Below are 22,036 nucleotides of genomic sequence, written 5' to 3'. Positions count from 1 at the left end.
TTATTTTCAGCATCTGTCGCCGCAGAGAAGGGCATGGAAAGCCGGGCGAGAGCAACATTGCTGTAGATTGATATTTAATATATTAGCGTAACTGTTATGCTGTTATCTATATTATGTGATCTAAATCACTTTTAAGTCAGAGTGAATAATGGAACGACTAAAACGCATGTCGGTGTTTGCCAAAGTAGTTGAATTTGGCTCTTTTACCGCCGCCGCCAGACAGCTACAGATGAGCGTTTCGTCCATCAGTCAGACGGTGTCAAAACTGGAAGATGAGTTGCAGGTAAAGCTGTTAAACCGTAGTACACGCAGCATTGGTCTGACTGAAGCCGGCAGAATTTACTACCAGGGCTGCCGTCGGATGCTCCATGAAGTGCAGGATGTTCATGAGCAACTGTATGCCTTCAATAACACCCCCATCGGGACGCTGCGCATTGGCTGTTCTTCAACTATGGCACAAAATGTTCTCGCCGGGCTGACAGCAAAAATGCTGAAAGAATACCCAGGTTTGAGCGTCAATCTGGTTACCGGAATTCCTGCCCCCGACCTGATTGCCGATGGTCTGGATGTGGTAATCCGCGTCGGCGCGTTGCAGGATTCCAGCCTGTTTTCCCGCCGTCTGGGCGCGATGCCGATGGTGGTGTGCGCCGCGAAAAGCTATCTCACACAATACGGCATACCGGAAAAACCCGCCGATTTGAGTAGTCATTCATGGCTTGAATACAGCGTGCGGCCCGACAATGAATTTGAACTGATCGCACCGGAAGGGATCTCGACTCGCCTGATCCCACAAGGAAGATTTGTGACTAATGATCCGATGACGCTGGTGCGCTGGCTGACGGCGGGTGCCGGGATCGCCTACGTGCCGCTGATGTGGGTGATCAACGAGATCAATCGTGGGGAGCTGGAGATCCTGCTGCCGCGTTACCAGTCAGATCCACGCCCGGTTTATGCGTTGTATACCGAAAAAGATAAACTGCCGCTGAAGGTACAGGTCGTGATCAACTCGCTGACGGATTATTTTGTTGAGGTCGGTAAATTGTTTCAGGAGATGCATGGGCGCGGGAAAGAGAAGTAATTCATATTGTACTGTTACGTTGTTCAAACCTGTGCCAACGGGTTCCCCTCACCCTAACCCCAGAGGAGCGAGGGGACCGTTCGTGCACGTAGAAAGATTAATTATCCTTCTGAAAATAATGAAATTATTACGCAGTACCGCCAACAGTCAGGTTATCAACTTTCAGCGTTGGCTGGCCCACGCCAACCGGCAAACTTTGCCCTTCTTTACCGCAGACACCCACGCCGTTATCCAGTTTCAGGTCGTTGCCAACCATCGAAATCTGCTGCATGGTTTCGATACCGGAACCAATCAACGTCGCGCCTTTCACCGGCTTCGTTACTTTACCGTTTTCAATCAGATACGCTTCTGAAGTGGAGAAAACGAATTTGCCGGATGTAATATCCACCTGACCGCCACCAAAGTTCGGTGCATAGATACCGTACTCAACGGATTCAATAATTTCCTGCGGGGTCGATTTACCCGGCAGCATATAGGTGTTGGTCATACGCGGCATGGGCAGATGGGCGTAGGATTCACGGCGACCGTTGCCAGTCGGCGTCATCCCCATCAAACGCGCGTTGAGTTTATCCTGCATGTAGCCTTTCAGAATGCCGTTCTCAATCAGCACGTTGTACTGGCCTGGCGTACCTTCGTCATCAATCGCCACCGAACCACGGCGATCGACCATCGTGCCGTCATCAACCACGGTACACAGTTCTGAAGCCACCAGCTCCCCGACCTGCCCACTAAATACTGAAGTGCCGCGGCGGTTGAAGTCGCCTTCCAGACCGTGACCTACCGCTTCATGCAACAGCACGCCCGGCCAACCTGCGCCAAGTACTACCGGCATGGTGCCCGCTGGTGCAGCAACGGCAGAAAGATTGACCAGCGCCATACGCACTGCTTCTTTTGCCCATGCATCCGCACGGACTTCGCCGTCAAGATCGGCAAGGAAGAACTCATAACCAAAACGACCGCCGCCGCCACTGGCACCGCGTTCGCGTTTGCCATCTTCTTCGACCAGAACGCTCACGGAAAGACGCACCAGCGGACGAACATCCGCCGCCAGCGTGCCGTCGGTGGCCGCAACCAGAATTAATTCATAAACGCCGCTGAGGCTGGCAGTCACTTCTTGTACGCGCTTGTCCGCTTCGCGGGCAACCTTATCGACGCGACGCAGGATATCCAGCTTCTCTTCACGGCTCATGCTTTGCAGCGGATCTACCGAGGTATACAACGGGCTATGCTCTACCGCGCCCAGCGTCTGTACTTTGCCATCACCACTATCACGGACGATGGTGCGCGCCGCTTGCGCACTCTGTTCCAGCGCCAGCAGGCTGATTTGGTCAGCGTAAGCAAATCCGGTTTTTTCACCACTGATTGCACGCACACCAACGCCCTGATCGATGTTGTAAGAACCATCTTTAATAATGCGGTCTTCTAAAACCCAGGATTCGTGATAGCTCGACTGAAAATAGAGATCGCCATAATCAAGGCGACGTTCGGCCAGTTGACCGAGGATCGCGAACAAGTCCTGATGTTTCAGGCCGTTCGCCGCTAGCAATTGTTCACTTACCAGGTTCAGACTCATCGTTTTTGCTACTCGTTAGTTACTGCAGTAGAGGATTTTTTACGGCTGCCGGATGCGGCGTGAACGCCCTATCCGGCCTACAGTTATGTTCCGGCTCGTTGGCCTTTGGCAACGATTATCATATGAGATTGGGGCAATTACGCGCCCTCGTCAAATCATTGCGCTTTTTCTTTACGCGGTTGGCGCAACACTTCGTTGATTTGCGGATCGTCCAGCGGACCCGAAATGTGATAGCGCAAAATGGAGACTTTGCTCCACAGCGGCCCCAGCACTTTACTGGCTGCAAATACTGCCGCGCCAACAATGGGGTTAACCGCAAAAGCCGCAGCCACGCCCACCGTCGCAGAAATCTCTGGTGCGACAACCGCTTCCATATTCAGGTCGCGACGTACCAGATTTACCGACCCTTTCATGGCGATATCCGCCTCCAGGCCATCCACCAGCGTGTCGTCGGTGTGCATAACCCCGTCTTTAATCCACGCGGTGCTGCGAATGGAGTCAAAATAGAACCCTTCGCCAAAAGTGTCTCTGAAATCAAAACGCAGCTTACGCATCAGGGCATCAACGCTCAATAAGCGCAGCAATTGCCCGGCATGTCCGGTATTGATTTCGGTAATTTCGCCTTTACCCAGTTGAGTATGAATGATGCCATTCAACGTCGCCTCATCTGGTTGCCAGGGTGCTTTGCGCCAGTGTAAATCGTAATCCACATTAAATGACGACTGGCGTATGGGCGTCGTGACACCAAAAAATTCTGCGGCGGCATCAATTTTCTGCCCGCGCAGTTTTCCTTTCAGCGAGGTACGTTCATTCTCCGGATTATTAACCCATTCACCATCGGCAGTAAGCCGCGAGAAACCAGTATCAATCAGTCCATTGGTCAGCGTTAACGTATCGCCAGAAATGGTGATATCACTGTCAATGCGACCGAATTTTTGCCCCCAGAACCAGCACTCTGTGCATCGTATTTGTGCGTCCGGCCAGCCACGGAAGTTAATGCGCTCCGTTGTCGGGAAAGGTGATGACGGCGTTGAATCACCACGAGTTTTCGCCACGCTCGGGTTGTAATAAAGATATTTGATATTCGCCAGCCACGGCGCGTTATTACGCATCGCTAGCGTGGCGTTGATTTCACGCCCTTGCGCCTCAACCAGGGTGCCATTTGCCGTCGGTTGCGAAACAATACTCAGGTTATTCCATTGCTGATTTCCCAGTGACAACATAGGCGTACGTAACGTTATGTGTTGTGGGAAACTCGCTGCACCACCGACACTCTCCGCAGCGCCTTTCTGGAACAGGGCCAGCCACTCGGCACCATTCATCGGCGGCATATTGAGTTCAACGCCACTTTGTTCCGGCAACGGCGGGAGCGTTTTACTGTCTGCCGCCCAAATAGCACGATCGAGCGTCAGCTTTTGACCAAGCAACCAGCGGCTATTGAAATGGTTATCCGCACCAGCCTGTCCGGTTAATTCAAAGCTGTTGAGATTGCCATCAACCTTAACGTTTACCGCTAGTGGTTCACCCGCAGGTTTGGCTAACGGTGAAGGTAAGTGACTACTCACATTATTCAGATCGCCGTTCATCTCTACGTTATAGGTCGCGCCAGCATGATAAGGCAGATCAATGCCCACTTTACCATCCCACGCCACGCTGCCACTCAATGCTTCGTTCACCGCTTCAGGCAGAACGCTGGTTTTCGCCGGTTGCCAGTTACCGTTGAGATTCACCGCAACCTGGTAGGCTTTTGCCCCTTCTTTGGTGGAAAAATCCACGTTCAACGGCTGATTAAACCAGCTTGCTGTCAGTGGTTCACTTTGCAGATCGCCATTGATAAAGCTGAATTTACCGCTCAAATTTTTCAGGGTGCTGTCGAGTGGTTTGATAAACAGACTGTTATTACGCAGCGTCACTTCACCTTTCGCGGTTACCAGTTCGCCGTTCAGCGGGATATCAAGATGTAAGCGAGCATTCACATCGCCGTCGAGCTGGAGTTCTTGCAGGGTCGCACCCAGAGAATCTTTCAGCGGTGTCTCATCAAAGTAAGGGCCAACGGCTTTACCCGGACCTTTAATGTCAGCGTCAATCAGCAGTTTTTCTTTCGAGTAGTCAGGGATCACTGCGGTGAGATTACTCGCGCGCACGCCGCCCAGATTAACGCCATCGGTTTTCATCCATAAACCGTCGTTAATAAAGTCCAGTTCAATATCAAGGTTAGTTAATGCAGGCCAGTCCGGCTGGAAGGCAAACTTCGCGTTGCGCAGCGGCACCAGCACTTCAAACTGACCTTCGTTGTGTTTATAGGGGAAGAGTTGCGGATTGCCACCATAAACCAGCGTCGCGTTATCCGCTTCACCGCCCTGAATCGCGCCACTTAAGTAATCAACCAGGTCTTTACCCATCAAGTTTTCCGGGAAATAGCGCCAGGCTTGTGAACCATCATCGGTACTGATGCCAGCCAGAATACCCAGCCAGGGTTCATCGTTAGCAGGTTGCAGGTAACGAAAACCGCCGCGCGCATGGACGGCTTTGGCTTTAACGTCAATATTACGCCCATCCAGCTGGAAACCTTTGTCATTGTTCAGCCAGCTTATAGTTGCCTGGCCGTCGGCGATTTCCAGTGGCGCACGGAATACCGTTTCGTAAGGCATCTTTGCCTGCTTCATCGACGCGGTAAGCAAACCATTTTCAACGCTGCCGGAAAGCGTCCCGGAGAAGTGTTCCGCACCCGGTAATAATTTCCATTGCTTCCAGGCCAGATCGCTCCACGATGCCTGAAAACGGGTCTTGTCTGCCGCCTGAAGCGGGATATCCAGCGCCAGAGTGTTAATCTTGCCGCTCGGTTGTGTGGAGCGCCAAACATCACCCAGTGCAGGTGAAAGTTTCGCGGCCAGCGGGCGTATGCCCTCCAGGCCTGCCAGCTCCAGATTACTGGCGCGAATCCGGAGTTCGTCACTGCGTTTATTGTCTTTGCCGCCAACGTCCTGTTCCGGTATCCAGGCCAGCGTCAATGCTCCGCTCGGCCAGGGTTTGCCGTCCATCGTGATCCGTGTATCGGGAATAGAGAACTGCCAGCCCGGATTTTCACGCGTAATATGCGCGGTCAGATTATCCACCGACAGCGTATGCGTTTGCTTCTCGCCCAACCAGCTGGCACCGCCCTGTTTCAGCCAGACGTCACCGCCGGTTACATCGCCTTTGTCGATCGTCATCCAGCCTTCAAGGGAGAACTGTGCCGTTTCCAGAGCAATATTGTCCTGCATCCATTTACCGAGCCACGGCTTCAGGTCGATGTCATCCGCCTGTAGCCAGACGCGACCATTGCTTAACAACCCCTCATCATCGCGCAAATCCATGCGCACCTGCATCACGCCGTGCTGTCCGGTAAGGCTGGAGAGGCTTACCAGGCCTTCCGCACGGTGTCGACGTGGATCGTTCAGCCAGGTGAGTTGTGGGATCGCCAGCTCGGCGCGCTGACCAGATGGCGTCAGAAAACTGACTTCACTGTCGCGGAGATCGAAATGGTCAAATTGACGAAGAAACAGATCGCTGATGTGACTGGCTTCCAGGCTATCATTACCACCACCGCTGGTGATAGGAGTGTTGGTGCGAAAGCGCAGCTGCCAGAAAGTGAGGTCGCGAAACTGCCAGCGCATATGTAACAAGCTCTGCCAGACATCCAGCGCCAGAGTAACGCGTTTAACCGAAAATTCGCCGCCATCTTTTAGTTCTGCACGGATGTCGTGTGCTTCAAGCGTCGGGCCAAAATTCTGCCAGCTGGCTGAGAGCTGACTGGCTTCTACCGGCATGCCAGTCGCGGATTCTATTTTGTTGAGGATTTCCGGACGCCAGGCGTCAAGATGCGGTAAAGCAATACGCAGGCCGCTAACCAGCAGGGCAGCGATCACAACGAGCGCGGCTCCAGTAAGCAGTAAAATCCCCGGCAATCGCCTCACCCGTCACTCCTTGTCTGCTAAAAATGTGACTCAAAAACCCTTTGCCGGATGGCGGCCCAGCATCTGTTTACATCATTACGACGTCAAACTGCTCCTGGTTATAGAGCGGTTCAATTTGTACTTTAACCTGTTTACCAACGAAAATTTCCACTTCCGCCAGCGAGTGTGACTCTTCGCCTTTCAAGGCTTCAGCTACTGCCGGAGAAGCATAGACCAGGAAACGGTCGGAGTCGTAAGCATGGTGGACACGAACAATCTCGCGCATGATTTCATAGCATACCGTTTCCACGGTTTTCACCGTTCCGCGACCGTGGCAGGTTGGGCATTCGTTACACAGTACGTGCTCAATGCTTTCGCGGGTGCGTTTACGCGTCATCTCCACCAGCCCCAGCGCCGAAAAACCATTAACGCTAGTTTTCACCCGGTCTTTGCTCAATGCCTGCTCCAGCGAGTGCAGCACGCGTCGGCGGTGATCTTCATTATTCATATCGATGAAATCAATAATGATAATCCCGCCCAGATTGCGCAACCGTAACTGGCGAGCGATAGCCTGCGTCGCTTCAATATTGGTATTGAAAATGGTGTCGTCCAGATTGCGATGACCGACAAACGCCCCGGTATTGATGTCCACGGTGGTCATCGCTTCGGTCTGGTCGATAATCAGATAACCACCGGATTTCAGTTCTACTTTGCGTTCCAGCGCTCGCTGGATTTCGTTTTCGACATCAAAGAGATCGAAAATCGGCTGGCGTCCGGTGTAATGCTCCAGCTTGCTGGTCATCTCGGGAATGTACTCCGAGGTAAACTCCAGCAATGCTTCGTAAGTCAGGCGTGAGTCAACGCGAATGCGGTCCAGTTCGGCGTCGGCGAAATCACGCAGAACACGCTGCGCCAGCGCCAGTTCGCCGTACAGCTGATAACGGGTCTGCGGGCGTTTTTTACGCTCCATAACTTTGGTCCAGACGCGTTTCAGATAAGCGGCATCGGAGGCCAGTTCAGCCTCGCCAACCCCTTCCGCTGCGGTACGGATGATAAACCCGCCCTGCTCGTCGCAATACTCTGCGACCACTTTTTTCAGGCGTTCACGTTCTGATTCGCTTTCAATACGTTGGGAAACCCCAACGTGAGAAGCCCCTGGCATAAACACCAGATAGCGAGAAGGCAGCGTGATATCGGTGGTCAGGCGCGCACCTTTAGTGCCAAGCGGATCTTTCACCACCTGCACCATCAGATCTTGCCCCTGACGAACCAGTTCCGAGATGTCGCGCACCGTGAATTGCTTTTGTTCTTCACCCGCCACACATTCGGTGTGCGGCATGATATCGGATGCATGAAGAAACGCGGCTTTATCCAGCCCAATATCTACAAAAGCCGCCTGCATACCCGGAAGTACACGACTTACACGACCCTTGTAGATATTGCCTACTATTCCGCGTCGCGCCTCACGTTCAATATGAATTTCCTGCAGAATACCGCCATCAATATACGCCACTCGCGTTTCCGAAGGCGTTACGTTTACTAACAATTCAGCCGTCATGTTTATCCCTTTTCTCACGCAGTGCGTTAAAATTACTTAATAATTCATACGTTTCAACCAGCGGTAAGCCGACTACGGCGTGATAGCTGCCATTTATCTTCCTGACAAAACAGCCACCCAGCCCCTGAATACCGTATGCACCTGCTTTATCTAACGGTTCACCGCTGGCGACATAGCCCGCGATGTCTTCGTCTGTTAACGTTCTGAAAGTCACATCGGTGACCACCAGGCAATCGAGAATGTGCTGGCTGTCGGCCAACGCCACTGCCGTCATCACCTGATGGGTCTGACCCGATAATTTGCGCAACATCTGCGCCGCATGCTCTGCGTCGCGCGGTTTCTCCAGCACTTCTCCATTCAGGATAACGATAGTATCCGCACCCAGCACCGGGAGATCCTGCGCCGTTTGCGCGACACCCGCCTGTGCTTTCTCGCGCGCCAGACGCACAACATACTGCTGCGCGCTCTCCTGCGGCTGACGCTGCTCCTCAATGCCTGTAACAATACGTTCAAAGGTCACGCCAAGTTGCGCAAGTAACTCCTGACGACGCGGAGAACCGGAAGCTAAATACAGAGAAGTCATAGAAACCTTTATTGCACTGCAAACTGCTGACGGACTTTACGCATCAGCAAGAAAATCCACGGCCAGAGCACCCCATTGACTACACTACTCCAGAACACTTCCGGTCTGAAAGAGACGTTAATCACTAAAAACTCTGCCCAGAAAACAATAATATCCACCACCAGCGAAAGCAACATGACGACCAGCGCCTGCTGCCATAATGCGAGGTTGCGGAAAAGCTGGTATTTCAGCGCCACCAGGTAAGCAATGATGCTCATCGCCAATACGCGTACGCCAAGCGTCGAGCCGCTGATCAGATCCAGTATGGCACCCATCACAAAACCTGTGCCCACATTTACGCGATGAGGCAAGGCCAGGATCCAATACAACAAGATGAGTAACACCCAGTTTGGCCGGAAAACAATCAGGTTATCCGGCCAGGGCATGATTTGCAGCAACAGCGCAATGAGGAAAGAGAGCCAGATTACCCAACGTCCCTGGCTACGATAGCTCGCCACTATTGCCCTCCCGGCGCACGCGCAGGCGGTTGAGCACCACTTTGCGGCGGCGTAGCCCTTTGTGGAGAGCGATTAGCAGCAGGCTGTGTGGGCGCAGCAGGCGCAGTAGCTGCATTTCCTGTCGTCGGTTGCTGCGGAGTCGGCTGAGCGATCCCCGTTGCCGGTTCAGGTAACTTTGGCCCCATCGCGTCTGGCGAAGGCAATACCTGCGGCATCATCTGCATCAGACGTTCATTAGCAACACGATGCACCTCTTCCGGCGTCATCGGGTTAGCGCCGTTACGATCCGCGCCCCACAGCAGCAGCAGATAACGCAAACGTTGCAGTCCTGCAGTCGGACGCGCCTGAATCACAGTATAAGCGCGCTGGGTATCGAGTTTTACGGAAGAGACAACCGCGACCGGATAGCCTTCCGGGAAACGACCGCCCAGACCGGAGGTCACCAGCACATCACCAACACGAATATCCGTATTCGCTGGCAGATGCTCAAGCTGCAAATCATCCGTACAACCGTTACCGGCTGCAATTACGCGGATATCGTTGCGCAGCACCTGGATTGGCAGCGCGTGGGTCGCATCACAAATCAGCAGCACGCGACTGGTCAGTTTAGCGACGGCCACCACCTGACCAACAACACCTTTGTCGCTGATGACCGGCTGGCCTTCATAAACGCCATTAACGCTACCTTTATCGATAACAACTTGATCGCTATAAGGATCGTTAACCGTGGAGATAACCTGAGTCACCATTTTCTGCTCATCCTGACGCAGCGGGGAACCCAGCAGCTCGCGCAGACGCGCGTTCTCCTGTTTGTATTGTCCAAGCATCAGCAGTTCACTGTTTTTCAGCAACAGTTCCTGACGTAACGCCCGGTTTTCAAGTTCTAGTTGGTCACGCGAGGCCAGCGTCTGCGATACGCCATCCAGCAATTCACGAGGAGCATTGGAAACAAAGTAGAAAGGACTGACGGCGGTATCCATATAAGTACGGATTTGACTGAACGTCCCCAGGCGGCTGTCGGCAATAATAATGCCGAGCGCCACCAGCACCGCCAGAATAAGGCGAATCTGTAGCGACGGGCCACGGCTAAAAATTGGCTTCATAAGTTATGCGTATTCTCGTATCAGACCAGGCAGGGTAAACAGACATTTCCCCTGCCTGCATCCGATTACTCTTCGCTGAACAGGTCGCCGCCGTGCATGTCGATCATTTCCAGCGCTTTGCCGCCACCGCGCGCCACACAGGTCAGCGGGTCTTCAGCAACAACGACTGGAATGCCGGTTTCTTCCATTAACAAACGGTCAAGGTTACGCAGCAGTGCGCCACCACCGGTGAGCACCATGCCGCGCTCGGAGATGTCGGAAGCCAGTTCCGGCGGGCACTGTTCCAGTGCAACCATTACCGCGCTCACAATACCGGTCAGCGGTTCCTGCAGTGCTTCGAGGATTTCGTTGGAGTTCAGGGTAAAACCGCGTGGAACACCTTCTGCCAGGTTACGGCCACGAACTTCGATTTCACGGACTTCATCGCCCGGGTAAGCCGAACCGATTTCGTGCTTGATACGTTCTGCGGTGGCTTCACCGATCAGAGAACCGTAATTACGACGCACATAGTTGATGATAGCTTCGTCGAAACGATCACCACCAATGCGCACGGAAGAGGAGTAAACCACGCCGTTCAAGGAGATAACAGCAACTTCAGTGGTACCACCACCGATATCAACCACCATAGAACCGGTCGCTTCAGAAACCGGCAGGCCAGCACCAATTGCGGCAGCCATCGGTTCTTCAATCAGGAAGACTTCACGGGCACCAGCGCCCTGCGCGGATTCACGAATTGCGCGGCGTTCAACCTGGGTCGCGCCAACCGGTACACAAACCAGAACGCGCGGGCTTGGACGCATAAAGCTGTTGCTGTGCACTTGTTTGATGAAGTGCTGGAGCATTTTTTCAGTCACGAAGAAGTCGGCGATAACGCCGTCTTTCATTGGGCGAATGGCAGCAATATTGCCCGGCGTACGGCCCAGCATCTGCTTCGCGTCATGACCTACTGCAGCTACGCTTTTCGGTGAACCGGCACGATCCTGACGAATGGCCACCACGGAAGGCTCATTCAATACGATGCCTTGTCCTTTTACATAAATGAGGGTATTCGCAGTACCCAGGTCAATGGACAAGTCATTGGAAAACATGCCACGAAATTTTTTCAACATACTAAGGGATAATCCTGAAAGCTGGGGCGGAAAAGAAAATCCGCTTACTTTACCAACCACACGCAGCAGCGACAAGGCGCAAAAATCATCTGCTACGGTGAAAATTAGTGCAGTTCGTTTCCTTTGTTACAAATCTCTGCCTGAGTCCAGAAAGGCTTAATGCATCAGCAGCATTCCTCGCCTGTTTGCAACCGCGTAAGGTCATTCATCTGCATATGTGCTGCAACAATCTGGCGAGCAGACAAGCACACTCCCATGAGACGCAGCGCGCGTTATTCTACGTGAAAACAGATTAAACGGCAGGTTAAACCGAGTATCTTTGTGAATATTTTTTCACGTTAGTATCAAGTGGCTGTGAGGACGCGAAAAAATCCCCTTGCCCGCCTGTAACACCGCGCTGAATCAGGGTCTGCCACTCGCTTCGCGAACGCACACCGGTGGCGTAAACTTGGGTGCTGGTCCCGGAGCAGGCTTCCACCAGGCTTTGAACCAGCAGCTGGTTCTCCGTTCGCTTCTCAATGTTTCTGACCAGCCCCGGATGGAGCTTGAGTAACTCAACATTAAGTTCTTTGATCCAACTGGTGCTTACCAGCGTCAAACCAGCCTGGTTGACGGCTACCCGTACCCCTAAAGCATTCACTAAACGAATAACAGGTTGTAAACGACTGATATGTTGACCTACATCGGCCTCTGCAAGTTCAATAATTATGCGTTTTCGTTGTGATTTTTCACATTGCATTAACGTATCGCGCAGCCAACGCTGAAAACGCGGGCGAATCAGCGACTCAACGGTAACCTGAATCGCCAGATTTTCCTCTGGCCAGTAACGCAATAGTGGAATAAGACGGCTGATTTGCAGACGGTCATACTCTTCCGATAAGCCAAACTGCAAGACCATCGGCATATACTCCGCCGAGCTAACCTCTTCATTACCATCGAAGATGCGGCACATGAGTTCGCGATGATGAACCTGACCTTCGCGAGTAACCGCCGGTTTTTGATAAAGGCGCGGGCCGCCGCGACTGAGCATTTGCTCGATAAGCGTACGCCAGCGAACATTACCGCGTCCTTTTTCAGGCAACGAGTCATCGTAAATAGCCCAGCTATTGCCGCCCTGCAATCCCGCATTACGCGTGGCAGACTCTGCATGTTCCATTACCTGCTCGGTATCCTGACCACTACGCCAGGCGCAGATACCAATGTGGATCATATCGTCGCGATCGAGCATTTTATTGTTCGGCAAGGTATCGACGGCTTTGATTAACTGACCGGCGATGCTCTCTGCCTCTTTTAACGTCCGGTGCGGTAACAGCGCAGCAAAATCACTGCGGTGGTAACGCGCCAGCAGTGCGCCAGGGTAGCGCATCATAAATGTCGACAGCAGATTCGTCAGAGTGAAGAACTGTTCTTCAACCTGGCTGTGCCCCCAAGTATCGCTCAACATATTGAAATCCGGCAGACGAATCATCATCACGATCCCGTGGGTACCTACTTTCTCCTGATCTTCCAGTAACGTTGCTAACTGATTATCGAAAAAGAGTCGGTTATTGAGGCCGGTTTTCACGTCCTGGGCGGCATAAGAGCGGATCAGCGTATCAAGACGGCTGTGTTGTTCGCGTGCGTTCTGAATTTCACGAAGCAGCGTATCTAGCGCACTGCTGGTTCTGGGCGGCCATTCATAGATGGTTCCCAACACATTAGAGCCACGCTCACCGTTTAAGATACGAGTAGCCCGGGTTTCCAGCAATTCTTGCCCGGCAAGTTGCCGTTGTAACCAGCGTACCGCCAGAAAGAGCATAACAATGATAAAGCCAATCGCCCCCGTGAGCGGCGCGGTAGTCATTAAAGAATGGAAATAGTTGCCCATCGGATCCTGATAAACCAGACGCAGCGACATCCCCGGATGCTTTATCAACGGAACACTCAGTTCGCGAAACAGATCGCTGGAGCCAACCGGACGATAACTACCATTTCTGGCCAGGGTATAAACCTGTTTATCACCATGGAGCAGGTCTACACGAACGATATCTGCCGACATCATTAATTCGGTAATTTGTGGCCTTAATGTGCTGAAGTCATTCGACACAAGGTGGGTATCAATCGCCGTCGCCACCGCCTGAACGCGATGACTAAACTTATACTGAATTGCGTTGTAGAAACTTAGCGAACAGCCCAGCAAAGTCACAAAAATTGTTAACCCGGTGAGCAGCGTAACAAAGGCCGAAAATTTCGTCGTTAATCTCATCCTTGTGTTAACTCCGATAGTGAGGAAGCGGGCATACTAGCAAATCAGATTTATCTCGCAATTTATTGCGCTTCATCGGCTTTGCTTTTCCATTAGCGAGTATAGTCTTCAGAAATTATTTTCCAATCCATCATGCACATGAGGACCACTTATGCAGGCGTTACTTTTAGAACAGCAGGACGGCAAAACTCTCGCATCGGTACAGACACTTGACGAAAGTCGCCTGCCGGAGGGCGATGTCACGGTTGATGTTCACTGGTCGAGCCTGAACTATAAAGATGCGCTGGCGATTACCGGTAAGGGAAAAATCATCCGTAATTTTCCGATGATTCCTGGGATCGATTTTGCCGGAACTGTACGCACCAGCGAAGATCCGCGTTTTCATGCCGGTCAGGAGGTGTTACTCACTGGCTGGGGCGTTGGTGAAAACCACTGGGGTGGGCTGGCGGAGCAGGCGCGAGTGAAAGGTGACTGGCTGGTTGCCATGCCGCAAGGGCTGGACGCGCGTAAAGCAATGATTATCGGTACTGCCGGTTTTACCGCCATGCTGTGTGTGATGGCGCTGGAAGATGCCGGTGTTCGCCCGCAGGACGGGGAGATTGTCGTGACGGGTGCCAGTGGTGGCGTCGGCAGTACCGCCGTGGCGCTGCTGCATAAGTTGGGTTATCAGGTCGTTGCCGTTTCCGGTCGCGAAAGTACCCATGAATATCTGAAAAGTTTAGGTGCCAGTCGTATTCTCCCTCGTGATGAGTTTGCCGAATCCCGTCCTCTGGAAAAACAAGTCTGGGCTGGGGCAATTGACACTGTTGGCGACAAAGTGCTGGCAAAAGTGCTGGCGCAAATGAATTACGGCGGCTGCGTGGCGGCCTGTGGTCTGGCGGGTGGTTTTACTCTGCCAACCACGGTCATGCCATTTATTCTGCGTAATGTCCGTTTGCAAGGGGTGGATTCAGTAATGACGCCACCAGAACGCCGCGCACAAGCCTGGCAGCGACTGGTCGCCGATTTACCGGAATCATTCTATACCCAGGCGGCAAAAGAGATATCTCTGTCAGAGGCACCGAACTTTGCCGAGGCCATCATTAATAACCAGATCCAGGGTCGCACGCTGGTGAAGGTTAACTAACCATTTAGCAAGGAATAATAAGAGAGGGAACTCATTTTGACATCATTATTCAATCGGTTAACGGGAAAAGCGGTTAGCCGGACAGCTTTCGTCGAACACCTTGGTCAGGAAGTTGTACAACATCATCCAAACTGGAAAGTCATGATTTCGACTGACCACAAATTGATGCGCATTGATACTCCTCTAAACAGCCATTATTGATATGCCTCCGTCGCCTGTTAGGTTTATGGTGCTTTGCCTGGGCGACACTACGCTTAACCTGTTACTGATTTCTGGTCCCATGGGGTGAATAATCTGATTTTATTTGACTACAAATTAACCACTCGAACCTATTTAATGCTGAGAATTGTCAGTCGGTTGATTTTGCGTGCTTTAGCATTCACATCTATCCAGACGATGCAGTGAAAATTGGGTAATCCCCAGCAACCGCTGCGTAATGTCGTCTATCTTGTCGCGATCCTGGCATCCCTACATTATTTGTGGTCTGTGAAGATTATCTCATTGCAGCCCCTCATCTTCGCAGGGCTGGCTTTTCAGCTTTTCACCTTACGTTATAAGAAGTTCCGTCGATGATGGCGCTAATTTCGTGAATTGTGCGGCTTGTTGCAAATTACACGGTGTTGAAGGTTATTTACATGTTAGCTGTTGATTATCTTCCCTGATAAGACCAGTATTTAGCTGCCAATTGCTACGAAATCGTTATAATGTGCGACCTCGTCCTCCCTGACGCAGTTTTTGCGCTGCGGAAAAGGTGACATTGGCGCAACGAAGGTATATTTTGTTTTTTGCCGGAGGATAGCAGCAGATCGCTGCACAATGTCCGTCAAGTCTAACATTGACACTCTGGGGCAAAATAGACCGGCGTCCCGGCCTGCTGGAATTTATCGCTATGCATACAGCTGTCGGGGCATACGCTTTACAGACGGCGGTGAAACGCCTGTCACAATCACACTAAACAAAGAGTACGGAACCCACTCATGGATATTCGTAAGATTAAAAAACTGATCGAGCTGGTTGAAGAATCAGGCATCTCCGAACTGGAAATCTCCGAAGGCGAAGAGTCAGTACGCATCAGCCGTGCAGCTCCTGCCGCAAGTTTCCCTGTGATGCAACAAGCTTACGCTGCACCAATGATGCAGCAGCCAGCTCAATCTAACGCAGCCGCTCCGGCGACCGTTCCTTCCATGGAAGCGCCAGCAGCAGCGGAAATCAGTGGTCACATCGTACGCTCCCCGATGGTTGGTACTTTCTACCGCACCCCAAGCCCGGACGCAAAAGCGTTCATCGAAGTGGGTCAGAAAGTCAACGTGGGCGATACCCTGTGCATCGTTGAAGCCATGAAAATGATGAACCAGATCGAAGCGGACAAATCCGGTACCGTGAAAGCAATTCTGGTCGAAAGTGGACAACCGGTAGAATTTGACGAGCCGCTGGTCGTCATCGAGTAACGAGGCGAACATGCTGGATAAAATTGTTATTGCCAACCGCGGCGAGATTGCATTGCGTATTCTTCGTGCCTGTAAAGAACTGGGCATCAAGACTGTCGCTGTGCACTCCAGCGCGGATCGCGATCTAAAACACGTATTACTGGCAGATGAAACGGTCTGTATTGGCCCTGCTCCGTCAGTAAAAAGTTATCTGAACATCCCGGCAATCATAAGCGCCGCTGAAATCACCGGCGCAGTAGCAATCCATCCGGGTTACGGCTTCCTCTCCGAGAACGCCAACTTTGCCGAGCAGGTTGAACGCTCCGGCTTTATCTTCATTGGCCCGAAAGCAGACACTATTCGCCTGATGGGTGACAAAGTGTCGGCAATCGCGGCGATGAAAAAAGCGGGCGTTCCTTGCGTACCAGGTTCTGACGGCCCGCTGGGCGACGATATGGATAAAAACCGTGCCATTGCTAAACGCATAGGTTATCCGGTGATTATCAAAGCCTCCGGCGGCGGCGGCGGTCGTGGTATGCGTGTAGTGCGCGGCGACGCTGAACTGGCACAATCCATCTCCATGACCCGTGCGGAAGCGAAAGCCGCATTCAATAACGATATGGTTTACATGGAGAAATACCTGGAAAATCCTCGCCACGTCGAGATTCAGGTACTGGCTGACGGTCAGGGCAACGCTATCTATCTGGCGGAACGTGACTGCTCTATGCAGCGTCGTCACCAGAAAGTGGTCGAAGAAGCACCAGCACCGGGAATTACACCGGAACTGCGTCGCTACATCGGCGAACGTTGTGCTAAAGCGTGTGTTGATATCGGCTATCGCGGTGCAGGTACTTTCGAGTTCCTGTTCGAAAACGGCGAGTTCTATTTCATCGAAATGAACACCCGTATTCAGGTAGAACACCCGGTTACAGAAATGATCACCGGCGTTGACCTGATCAAAGAACAGCTGCGTATCGCTGCCGGTCAACCGCTGTCGATCAAGCAAGAAGAAGTTCACGTTCGCGGCCATGCGGTGGAATGTCGTATCAACGCCGAAGATCCGAACACCTTCCTGCCAAGCCCAGGCAAAATCACCCGTTTCCACGCACCTGGCGGTTTTGGAGTGCGTTGGGAGTCTCATATCTACGCGGGCTACACCGTACCGCCGTACTATGACTCAATGATCGGTAAGCTGATTTGCTACGGTGAAAACCGTGACGTGGCGATTGCTCGCATGAAGAATGCGCTGCAGGAGCTGATCATCGACGGTATCAAAACCAACGTTGATCTGCAGATCCGCATCATGAATGACGAGAACTTCCAGCATGGTGGCACTAACATCCACTATCTGGAGAAAAAACTCGGTCTTCAGGAAAAATAAGACTGCAAAAGCGTCAAAAGGCCGGATTTTCCGGCCTTTTTTATTACTGGGGATCGACAACCCCCATAAGGTACAATCCTCGCTTTCTTCACCCATCAGGGACAAAAAATGGACACTCGTTTTGTTCAGGCCCATAAAGAGGCGCGCTGGGCGCTGGGGCTGACCCTTTTGTATCTGGCAGTTTGGTTAGTAGCCGCTTACTTACCTGGCGTTGCCCCCGGTTTTACCGGCTTTCCGCGCTGGTTTGAGATGGCCTGCATCCTGACGCCGCTACTGTTTATTGGACTGTGCTGGGCGATGGTGAAATTTATCTATCGCGATATCCCACTGGAGGATGACGATGCAGCTTGAAGTAATTCTACCGCTGGTCGCCTATCTGGTGGTGGTGTTCGGTATCTCTGTTTATGCGATGCGTAAACGGAGCACCGGCACCTTCCTTAATGAGTATTTCCTCGGCAGCCGCTCTATGGGCGGTATTGTGCTGGCGATGACGCTCACCGCGACCTATATCAGTGCCAGTTCGTTTATCGGCGGGCCAGGAGCTGCTTATAAATACGGCCTGGGCTGGGTATTGCTGGCGATGATTCAGCTTCCTGCAGTCTGGCTTTCACTCGGTATTCTCGGCAAGAAGTTTGCGATTCTTGCGCGCCGCTACAATGCAGTGACGCTGAACGATATGCTGTTTGCCCGCTACCAGAGTCGTCTTCTGGTGTGGCTGGCGAGTTTGAGTTTGCTGGTTGCGTTCGTTGGTGCGATGACCGTGCAGTTTATCGGCGGTGCGCGCCTGCTGGAAACCGCGGCGGGTATTCCTTATGAAACCGGGCTGCTGATTTTTGGTATCAGCATTGCGTTATATACCGCCTTTGGTGGCTTTCGCGCCAGCGTGCTGAACGACACCATGCAAGGGCTTGTGATGCTGATTGGCACCGTTGTGCTGCTTATTGGCGTGGTACATGCCGCTGGCGGCTTAAGCAACGCAGTACAGACCTTGCAAACCATCGATCCGCAACTGGTTACGCCACAAGGCGCTGACGATATTCTGTCGCCTGCCTTTATGACGTCGTTCTGGGTACTGGTGTGCTTTGGCGTGATTGGCCTGCCGCATACTGCGGTGCGCTGTATCTCTTATAAAGACAGCAAAGCAGTACACCGGGGGATCATCATCGGTACGATTGTAGTCGCAATCCTGATGTTCGGTATGCACCTGGCCGGAGCGTTAGGTCGTGCAGTGATCCCCGATCTCACCGTACCGGATCTGGTGATCCCGACGTTAATGGTAAAAGTGCTGCCACCTTTTGCTGCCGGGATCTTTCTGGCTGCACCTATGGCTGCGATCATGTCGACAATTAACGCCCAACTGCTGCAAAGTTCCGCTACGATCATTAAAGATCTCTATCTGAATATCCGTCCGGATCAAATGCAAAACGAGACGCGTCTGAAGCGGATGTCGGCGGTAATTACGTTAGTTCTCGGCGCGTTGCTGCTGCTTGCCGCCTGGAAGCCGCCAGAAATGATCATCTGGCTGAATTTGCTGGCCTTCGGTGGGCTGGAAGCCGTTTTCCTGTGGCCGCTGGTGCTGGGTCTTTACTGGGAACGCGCCAACGCCAAAGGCGCGCTAAGTGCGATGATCGTTGGCGGCGTGCTGTATGCCGTACTCGCGACGCTGAATATTCAGTACCTGGGCTTCCACCCTATTGTGCCCTCGTTACTACTAAGTTTGCTGGCTTTCCTGGTCGGAAACCGTTTCGGTACATCCGTCCCGCAAGCTACCGTTTTGACTACTGATAAATAAAGAGTTTTGCCATGCCTTGGATCCAACTGAAACTGAACACCACCGGCGCGAACGCGGAAGATCTTAGCGATGCGCTGATGGAAGCGGGTGCCGTTTCTATCACTTTTCAGGATACCCACGATACGCCAGTATTTGAGCCGCTGCCGGGCGAAACGCGCCTGTGGGGCGACACCGATGTGATTGGTCTGTTCGACGCTGAAACCGATATGAACGACGTGGTGGCGATTCTGGAAAACCATCCGCTGCTCGGCGCAGGCTTCGCGCATAAAATCGAACAACTAGAAGATAAAGACTGGGAGCGCGAATGGATGGATAATTTCCACCCGATGCGCTTTGGTGAACGACTGTGGATCTGCCCTAGCTGGCGTGATGTGCCGGACGAAAACGCCGTCAACGTGATGTTAGATCCAGGGCTGGCGTTTGGTACGGGTACCCATCCAACCACCTCTCTGTGCCTGCAATGGCTCGACAGCCTCGATTTAACCGGTAAAACAGTCATCGACTTTGGCTGTGGTTCCGGCATTCTGGCGATCGCGGCGCTGAAACTGGGTGCAGCAAAAGCCATTGGTATTGATATCGATCCGCAGGCGATTCAGGCCAGCCGCGACAACGCCGAACGTAATGGCGTTTCTGACCGTCTGGAACTCTACTTACCGAAAGATCAGCCAGAAGAAATGAAAGCCGACGTGGTGGTCGCTAACATCCTTGCAGGCCCATTACGTGAACTGGCACCGTTAATCAGCGTCCTGCCGGTTTCAGGCGGTTTGCTGGGCCTTTCCGGTATTCTGGCAAGCCAGGCAGAGAGCGTTTGTGAAGCTTATGCCGATAGCTTCGCACTGGACCCGGTCGTGGAAAAAGAAGAGTGGTGCCGTATTACCGGTCGTAAGAATTAACCTTCGCATCGCCGTAGGGTGACGCGGGGCGAAGTGCGAGCAAGCTCACAAAAGGCACGTAAATTTGCCGGTTATTTACGCAAATTTGCGTGCCAAAATTTTCATTCATAAAGAAAAATTGAGAACTTACTCAAATTTCTTTGAGTGTAAATTTTAGTCACTATTTTCTAATATGATGATTTTTATGAGTAATTATCGCACCACGCTCATTTTAAATGCAATTCTTTGATCCATCTCAGAGGATTGGTCAAAGTTTGGCCTTTCATCTCGTGCAAAAAATGCGTAATATACGCCGCCTTGCAGTCACAGTATGGTCATTTCTTAACTCATGCGCATCGGACAATATCAGCTCAGAAATCGCCTGATCGCAGCGCCCATGGCTGGCATTACAGACAGACCTTTTCGGACGTTGTGCTACGAGATGGGAGCCGGATTGACAGTATCCGAGATGATGTCTTCTAACCCACAGGTTTGGGAAAGCGACAAATCTCGTTTACGGATGGTGCACATTGATGAACCCGGTATTCGCACCGTGCAAATTGCTGGTAGCGATCCGAAAGAAATGGCAGATGCAGCACGTATTAACGTGGAAAGCGGTGCCCAGATTATTGATATCAATATGGGTTGCCCGGCTAAAAAAGTGAATCGCAAGCTCGCAGGTTCAGCCCTCTTGCAGTACCCGGATGTCGTTAAATCGATCCTTACCGAGGTCGTCAATGCAGTGGACGTTCCTGTTACCCTGAAGATTCGCACCGGCTGGGCACCGGAACACCGTAACTGCGAAGAGATTGCCCAACTGGCTGAAGACTGTGGCATTCAGGCTCTGACCATTCATGGCCGTACACGCGCCTGTTTGTTCAATGGAGAAGCTGAGTACGACAGTATTCGGGCAGTTAAGCAGAAAGTTTCCATTCCGGTTATCGCGAATGGCGACATTACTGACCCGCTTAAAGCCAGAGCTGTGCTCGACTATACAGGGGCGGATGCCCTGATGATAGGCCGCGCAGCTCAGGGAAGACCCTGGATCTTTCGGGAAATCCAGCATTATCTGGACACTGGGGAGTTGCTGCCCCCGCTGCCTTTGGCAGAGGTTAAGCGCTTGCTTTGCGCGCACGTTCGGGAACTGCATGACTTTTATGGTCCGGCAAAAGGGTACCGAATTGCACGTAAACACGTTTCCTGGTATCTCCAGGAACACGCTCCAAATGACCAGTTTCGGCGCACATTCAACGCCATTGAGGATGCCAGCGAACAGCTGGAGGCGTTGGAGGCATACTTCGAAAATTTTGCGTAAACAGAAATAAAGAGCTGACAGAACTATGTTCGAACAACGCGTAAATTCTGACGTACTGACCGTTTCTACCGTTAACTCTCAGGATCAGGTAACCCAAAAACCCCTGCGTGACTCGGTTAAACAGGCACTGAAGAACTATTTTGCTCAACTGAATGGTCAGGATGTGAATGACCTCTATGAGCTGGTACTGGCTGAAGTAGAACAGCCCCTGTTGGACATGGTGATGCAATACACCCGTGGTAACCAGACCCGTGCTGCGCTGATGATGGGCATCAACCGTGGTACGCTGCGTAAAAAATTGAAAAAATACGGCATGAACTAATTCAGGTTAGCTAAATGCTTGATTAAAAAGGCGCTACTCGGCATGGGGAAGCGCCTTTTTTATAGGTGTCACAAAGGGAGTGACCATGAGAACAGGATGTGAACCGACCCGGTTTGGTAA

Annotated in this window: 17 protein-coding genes and 1 pseudogene (1 of these 18 running past the window's edge); 10 read left to right on the top strand and 8 right to left on the bottom strand. The window is 52.2% G+C overall.

Annotated features, from left to right (window positions below; translation table 11 throughout):
* The first annotated feature begins 148 nt into the window (after nt 1–148).
* On the top strand, nt 149–1,078 hold the full coding sequence (gene aaeR, locus QZF50_RS00140; RefSeq protein WP_000440317.1) for an HTH-type transcriptional activator AaeR: 930 nt from the start codon (nt 149–151) through the stop codon (nt 1,076–1,078).
* A gap of 127 nt (nt 1,079–1,205) precedes the next feature.
* Here aaeR and tldD read toward each other — a convergent pair whose 3' ends face one another.
* From tldD to csrD, 8 genes are all read right to left on the bottom strand, one after another.
* Entirely contained in the window at nt 1,206–2,651 is a 1,446-nt protein-coding gene (tldD, locus tag QZF50_RS00135) for a metalloprotease TldD (protein ID WP_000055909.1), read from the bottom strand.
* Nucleotides 2,652–2,806: 155 nt separating this feature from the next.
* Entirely contained in the window at nt 2,807–6,607 is a 3,801-nt protein-coding gene (gene yhdP / locus QZF50_RS00130; protein ID WP_001253559.1) for an AsmA2 domain-containing protein YhdP, read from the bottom strand.
* A 67-nt stretch (nt 6,608–6,674) separates the two neighbouring features.
* Nucleotides 6,675–8,144, bottom strand: coding sequence for a ribonuclease G (rng, locus tag QZF50_RS00125; protein WP_000123197.1), 1,470 nt, complete (start codon nt 8,142–8,144; stop codon nt 6,675–6,677).
* Nucleotides 8,134–8,727, bottom strand: a complete 594-nt coding sequence (yhdE, locus tag QZF50_RS00120; protein ID WP_000203096.1) for a nucleoside triphosphate pyrophosphatase YhdE — start codon at nt 8,725–8,727, stop codon at nt 8,134–8,136. The genes rng and yhdE overlap by 11 nt, the downstream gene beginning before the upstream one ends.
* An 8-nt stretch (nt 8,728–8,735) precedes the next feature.
* Nucleotides 8,736–9,224, bottom strand: a complete 489-nt coding sequence (mreD, locus tag QZF50_RS00115; protein WP_000179409.1) for a rod shape-determining protein MreD — start codon at nt 9,222–9,224, stop codon at nt 8,736–8,738.
* On the bottom strand, nt 9,224–10,327 hold the full coding sequence (gene mreC, locus QZF50_RS00110; RefSeq protein ID WP_000802516.1) for a rod shape-determining protein MreC: 1,104 nt from the start codon (nt 10,325–10,327) through the stop codon (nt 9,224–9,226). The genes mreD and mreC overlap by 1 nt, the downstream gene beginning before the upstream one ends.
* A 65-nt stretch (nt 10,328–10,392) precedes the next feature.
* Nucleotides 10,393–11,436, bottom strand: a complete 1,044-nt coding sequence (gene mreB / locus QZF50_RS00105; protein ID WP_000913396.1) for a rod shape-determining protein MreB — start codon at nt 11,434–11,436, stop codon at nt 10,393–10,395.
* Between the two features lie 304 nt (nt 11,437–11,740).
* Nucleotides 11,741–13,681, bottom strand: coding sequence for an RNase E specificity factor CsrD (gene csrD, locus QZF50_RS00100; protein WP_001241436.1), 1,941 nt, complete (start codon nt 13,679–13,681; stop codon nt 11,741–11,743).
* A 151-nt stretch (nt 13,682–13,832) separates the two neighbouring features.
* On the opposite strand from csrD, the gene QZF50_RS00095 reads away from it, so the two are divergent.
* From QZF50_RS00095 to yhdJ, 9 genes and pseudogenes are all read left to right on the top strand, one after another.
* On the top strand, nt 13,833–14,807 hold the full coding sequence (locus tag QZF50_RS00095) for an MDR family oxidoreductase (protein WP_001148478.1): 975 nt from the start codon (nt 13,833–13,835) through the stop codon (nt 14,805–14,807).
* 977 nt (nt 14,808–15,784) lie between these two features.
* Complete coding sequence (gene accB, locus QZF50_RS00090) at nt 15,785–16,255, top strand: acetyl-CoA carboxylase biotin carboxyl carrier protein (RefSeq protein WP_000354622.1); 471 nt, start codon at nt 15,785–15,787, stop codon at nt 16,253–16,255.
* A 10-nt stretch (nt 16,256–16,265) separates the two neighbouring features.
* Nucleotides 16,266–17,615: an acetyl-CoA carboxylase biotin carboxylase subunit gene (gene accC, locus QZF50_RS00085; RefSeq protein ID WP_000884620.1), complete on the top strand. Its 1,350-nt coding sequence runs from the start codon at nt 16,266–16,268 to the stop codon at nt 17,613–17,615.
* 108 nt (nt 17,616–17,723) lie between these two features.
* Nucleotides 17,724–17,966, top strand: coding sequence for a YhdT family protein (locus QZF50_RS00080; RefSeq protein WP_000381170.1), 243 nt, complete (start codon nt 17,724–17,726; stop codon nt 17,964–17,966).
* Nucleotides 17,956–19,407, top strand: a complete 1,452-nt coding sequence (gene panF, locus QZF50_RS00075) for a sodium/pantothenate symporter (protein WP_001175728.1) — start codon at nt 17,956–17,958, stop codon at nt 19,405–19,407. The genes QZF50_RS00080 and panF overlap by 11 nt, the downstream gene beginning before the upstream one ends.
* A gap of 11 nt (nt 19,408–19,418) precedes the next feature.
* Entirely contained in the window at nt 19,419–20,300 is an 882-nt protein-coding gene (gene prmA, locus QZF50_RS00070) for a 50S ribosomal protein L11 methyltransferase (protein ID WP_001145827.1), read from the top strand.
* Nucleotides 20,301–20,628: 328 nt separating this feature from the next.
* Nucleotides 20,629–21,594 carry a tRNA dihydrouridine synthase DusB gene (dusB, locus tag QZF50_RS00065; protein ID WP_001219652.1) on the top strand — a complete coding sequence of 322 codons (966 nt, stop codon included), beginning with the start codon at nt 20,629–20,631 and terminating at the stop codon, nt 21,592–21,594.
* A gap of 25 nt (nt 21,595–21,619) precedes the next feature.
* Complete coding sequence (gene fis / locus QZF50_RS00060) at nt 21,620–21,916, top strand: DNA-binding transcriptional regulator Fis (protein ID WP_000462905.1); 297 nt, start codon at nt 21,620–21,622, stop codon at nt 21,914–21,916.
* Nucleotides 21,917–22,001: 85 nt separating this feature from the next.
* Nucleotides 22,002–22,036: pseudogene (yhdJ, locus tag QZF50_RS00055) on the top strand (adenine-specific DNA-methyltransferase) (it continues 836 nt past the right edge of the window).

It is taken from the genome of uncultured Escherichia sp., assembly GCF_948475835.1.
In the GTDB taxonomy this organism is placed as follows: domain Bacteria; phylum Pseudomonadota; class Gammaproteobacteria; order Enterobacterales; family Enterobacteriaceae; genus ECMA0423.
The sequence above is the reverse complement of the archived record's forward strand: the minus strand, read 5'-3'. Positions and strand labels throughout refer to the sequence as shown.

Bases quoted from the DNA above. Each gene is read 5' to 3' on its own strand.
- tldD (WP_000055909.1), bottom strand. From the start codon at position 2,651: ATGAGTCTGAACCTGGTAAGTGAACAATTGCTAGCGGCGAACGGCCTG.
- rng (WP_000123197.1), bottom strand. From the start codon at position 8,144: ATGACGGCTGAATTGTTAGTAAACGTAACGCCTTCGGAAACGCGAGTG.
- panF (WP_001175728.1), top strand. From the start codon at position 17,956: ATGCAGCTTGAAGTAATTCTACCGCTGGTCGCCTATCTGGTGGTGGTG.
- QZF50_RS00095 (WP_001148478.1), top strand. From the start codon at position 13,833: ATGCAGGCGTTACTTTTAGAACAGCAGGACGGCAAAACTCTCGCATCG.
- csrD (WP_001241436.1), bottom strand. From the start codon at position 13,681: ATGAGATTAACGACGAAATTTTCGGCCTTTGTTACGCTGCTCACCGGG.
- fis (WP_000462905.1), top strand. From the start codon at position 21,620: ATGTTCGAACAACGCGTAAATTCTGACGTACTGACCGTTTCTACCGTT.
- aaeR (WP_000440317.1), top strand. From the start codon at position 149: ATGGAACGACTAAAACGCATGTCGGTGTTTGCCAAAGTAGTTGAATTT.
- accC (WP_000884620.1), top strand. From the start codon at position 16,266: ATGCTGGATAAAATTGTTATTGCCAACCGCGGCGAGATTGCATTGCGT.
- prmA (WP_001145827.1), top strand. From the start codon at position 19,419: ATGCCTTGGATCCAACTGAAACTGAACACCACCGGCGCGAACGCGGAA.
- QZF50_RS00080 (WP_000381170.1), top strand. From the start codon at position 17,724: ATGGACACTCGTTTTGTTCAGGCCCATAAAGAGGCGCGCTGGGCGCTG.
- accB (WP_000354622.1), top strand. From the start codon at position 15,785: ATGGATATTCGTAAGATTAAAAAACTGATCGAGCTGGTTGAAGAATCA.
- mreB (WP_000913396.1), bottom strand. From the start codon at position 11,436: ATGTTGAAAAAATTTCGTGGCATGTTTTCCAATGACTTGTCCATTGAC.
- yhdE (WP_000203096.1), bottom strand. From the start codon at position 8,727: ATGACTTCTCTGTATTTAGCTTCCGGTTCTCCGCGTCGTCAGGAGTTA.
- mreC (WP_000802516.1), bottom strand. From the start codon at position 10,327: ATGAAGCCAATTTTTAGCCGTGGCCCGTCGCTACAGATTCGCCTTATT.
- dusB (WP_001219652.1), top strand. From the start codon at position 20,629: ATGCGCATCGGACAATATCAGCTCAGAAATCGCCTGATCGCAGCGCCC.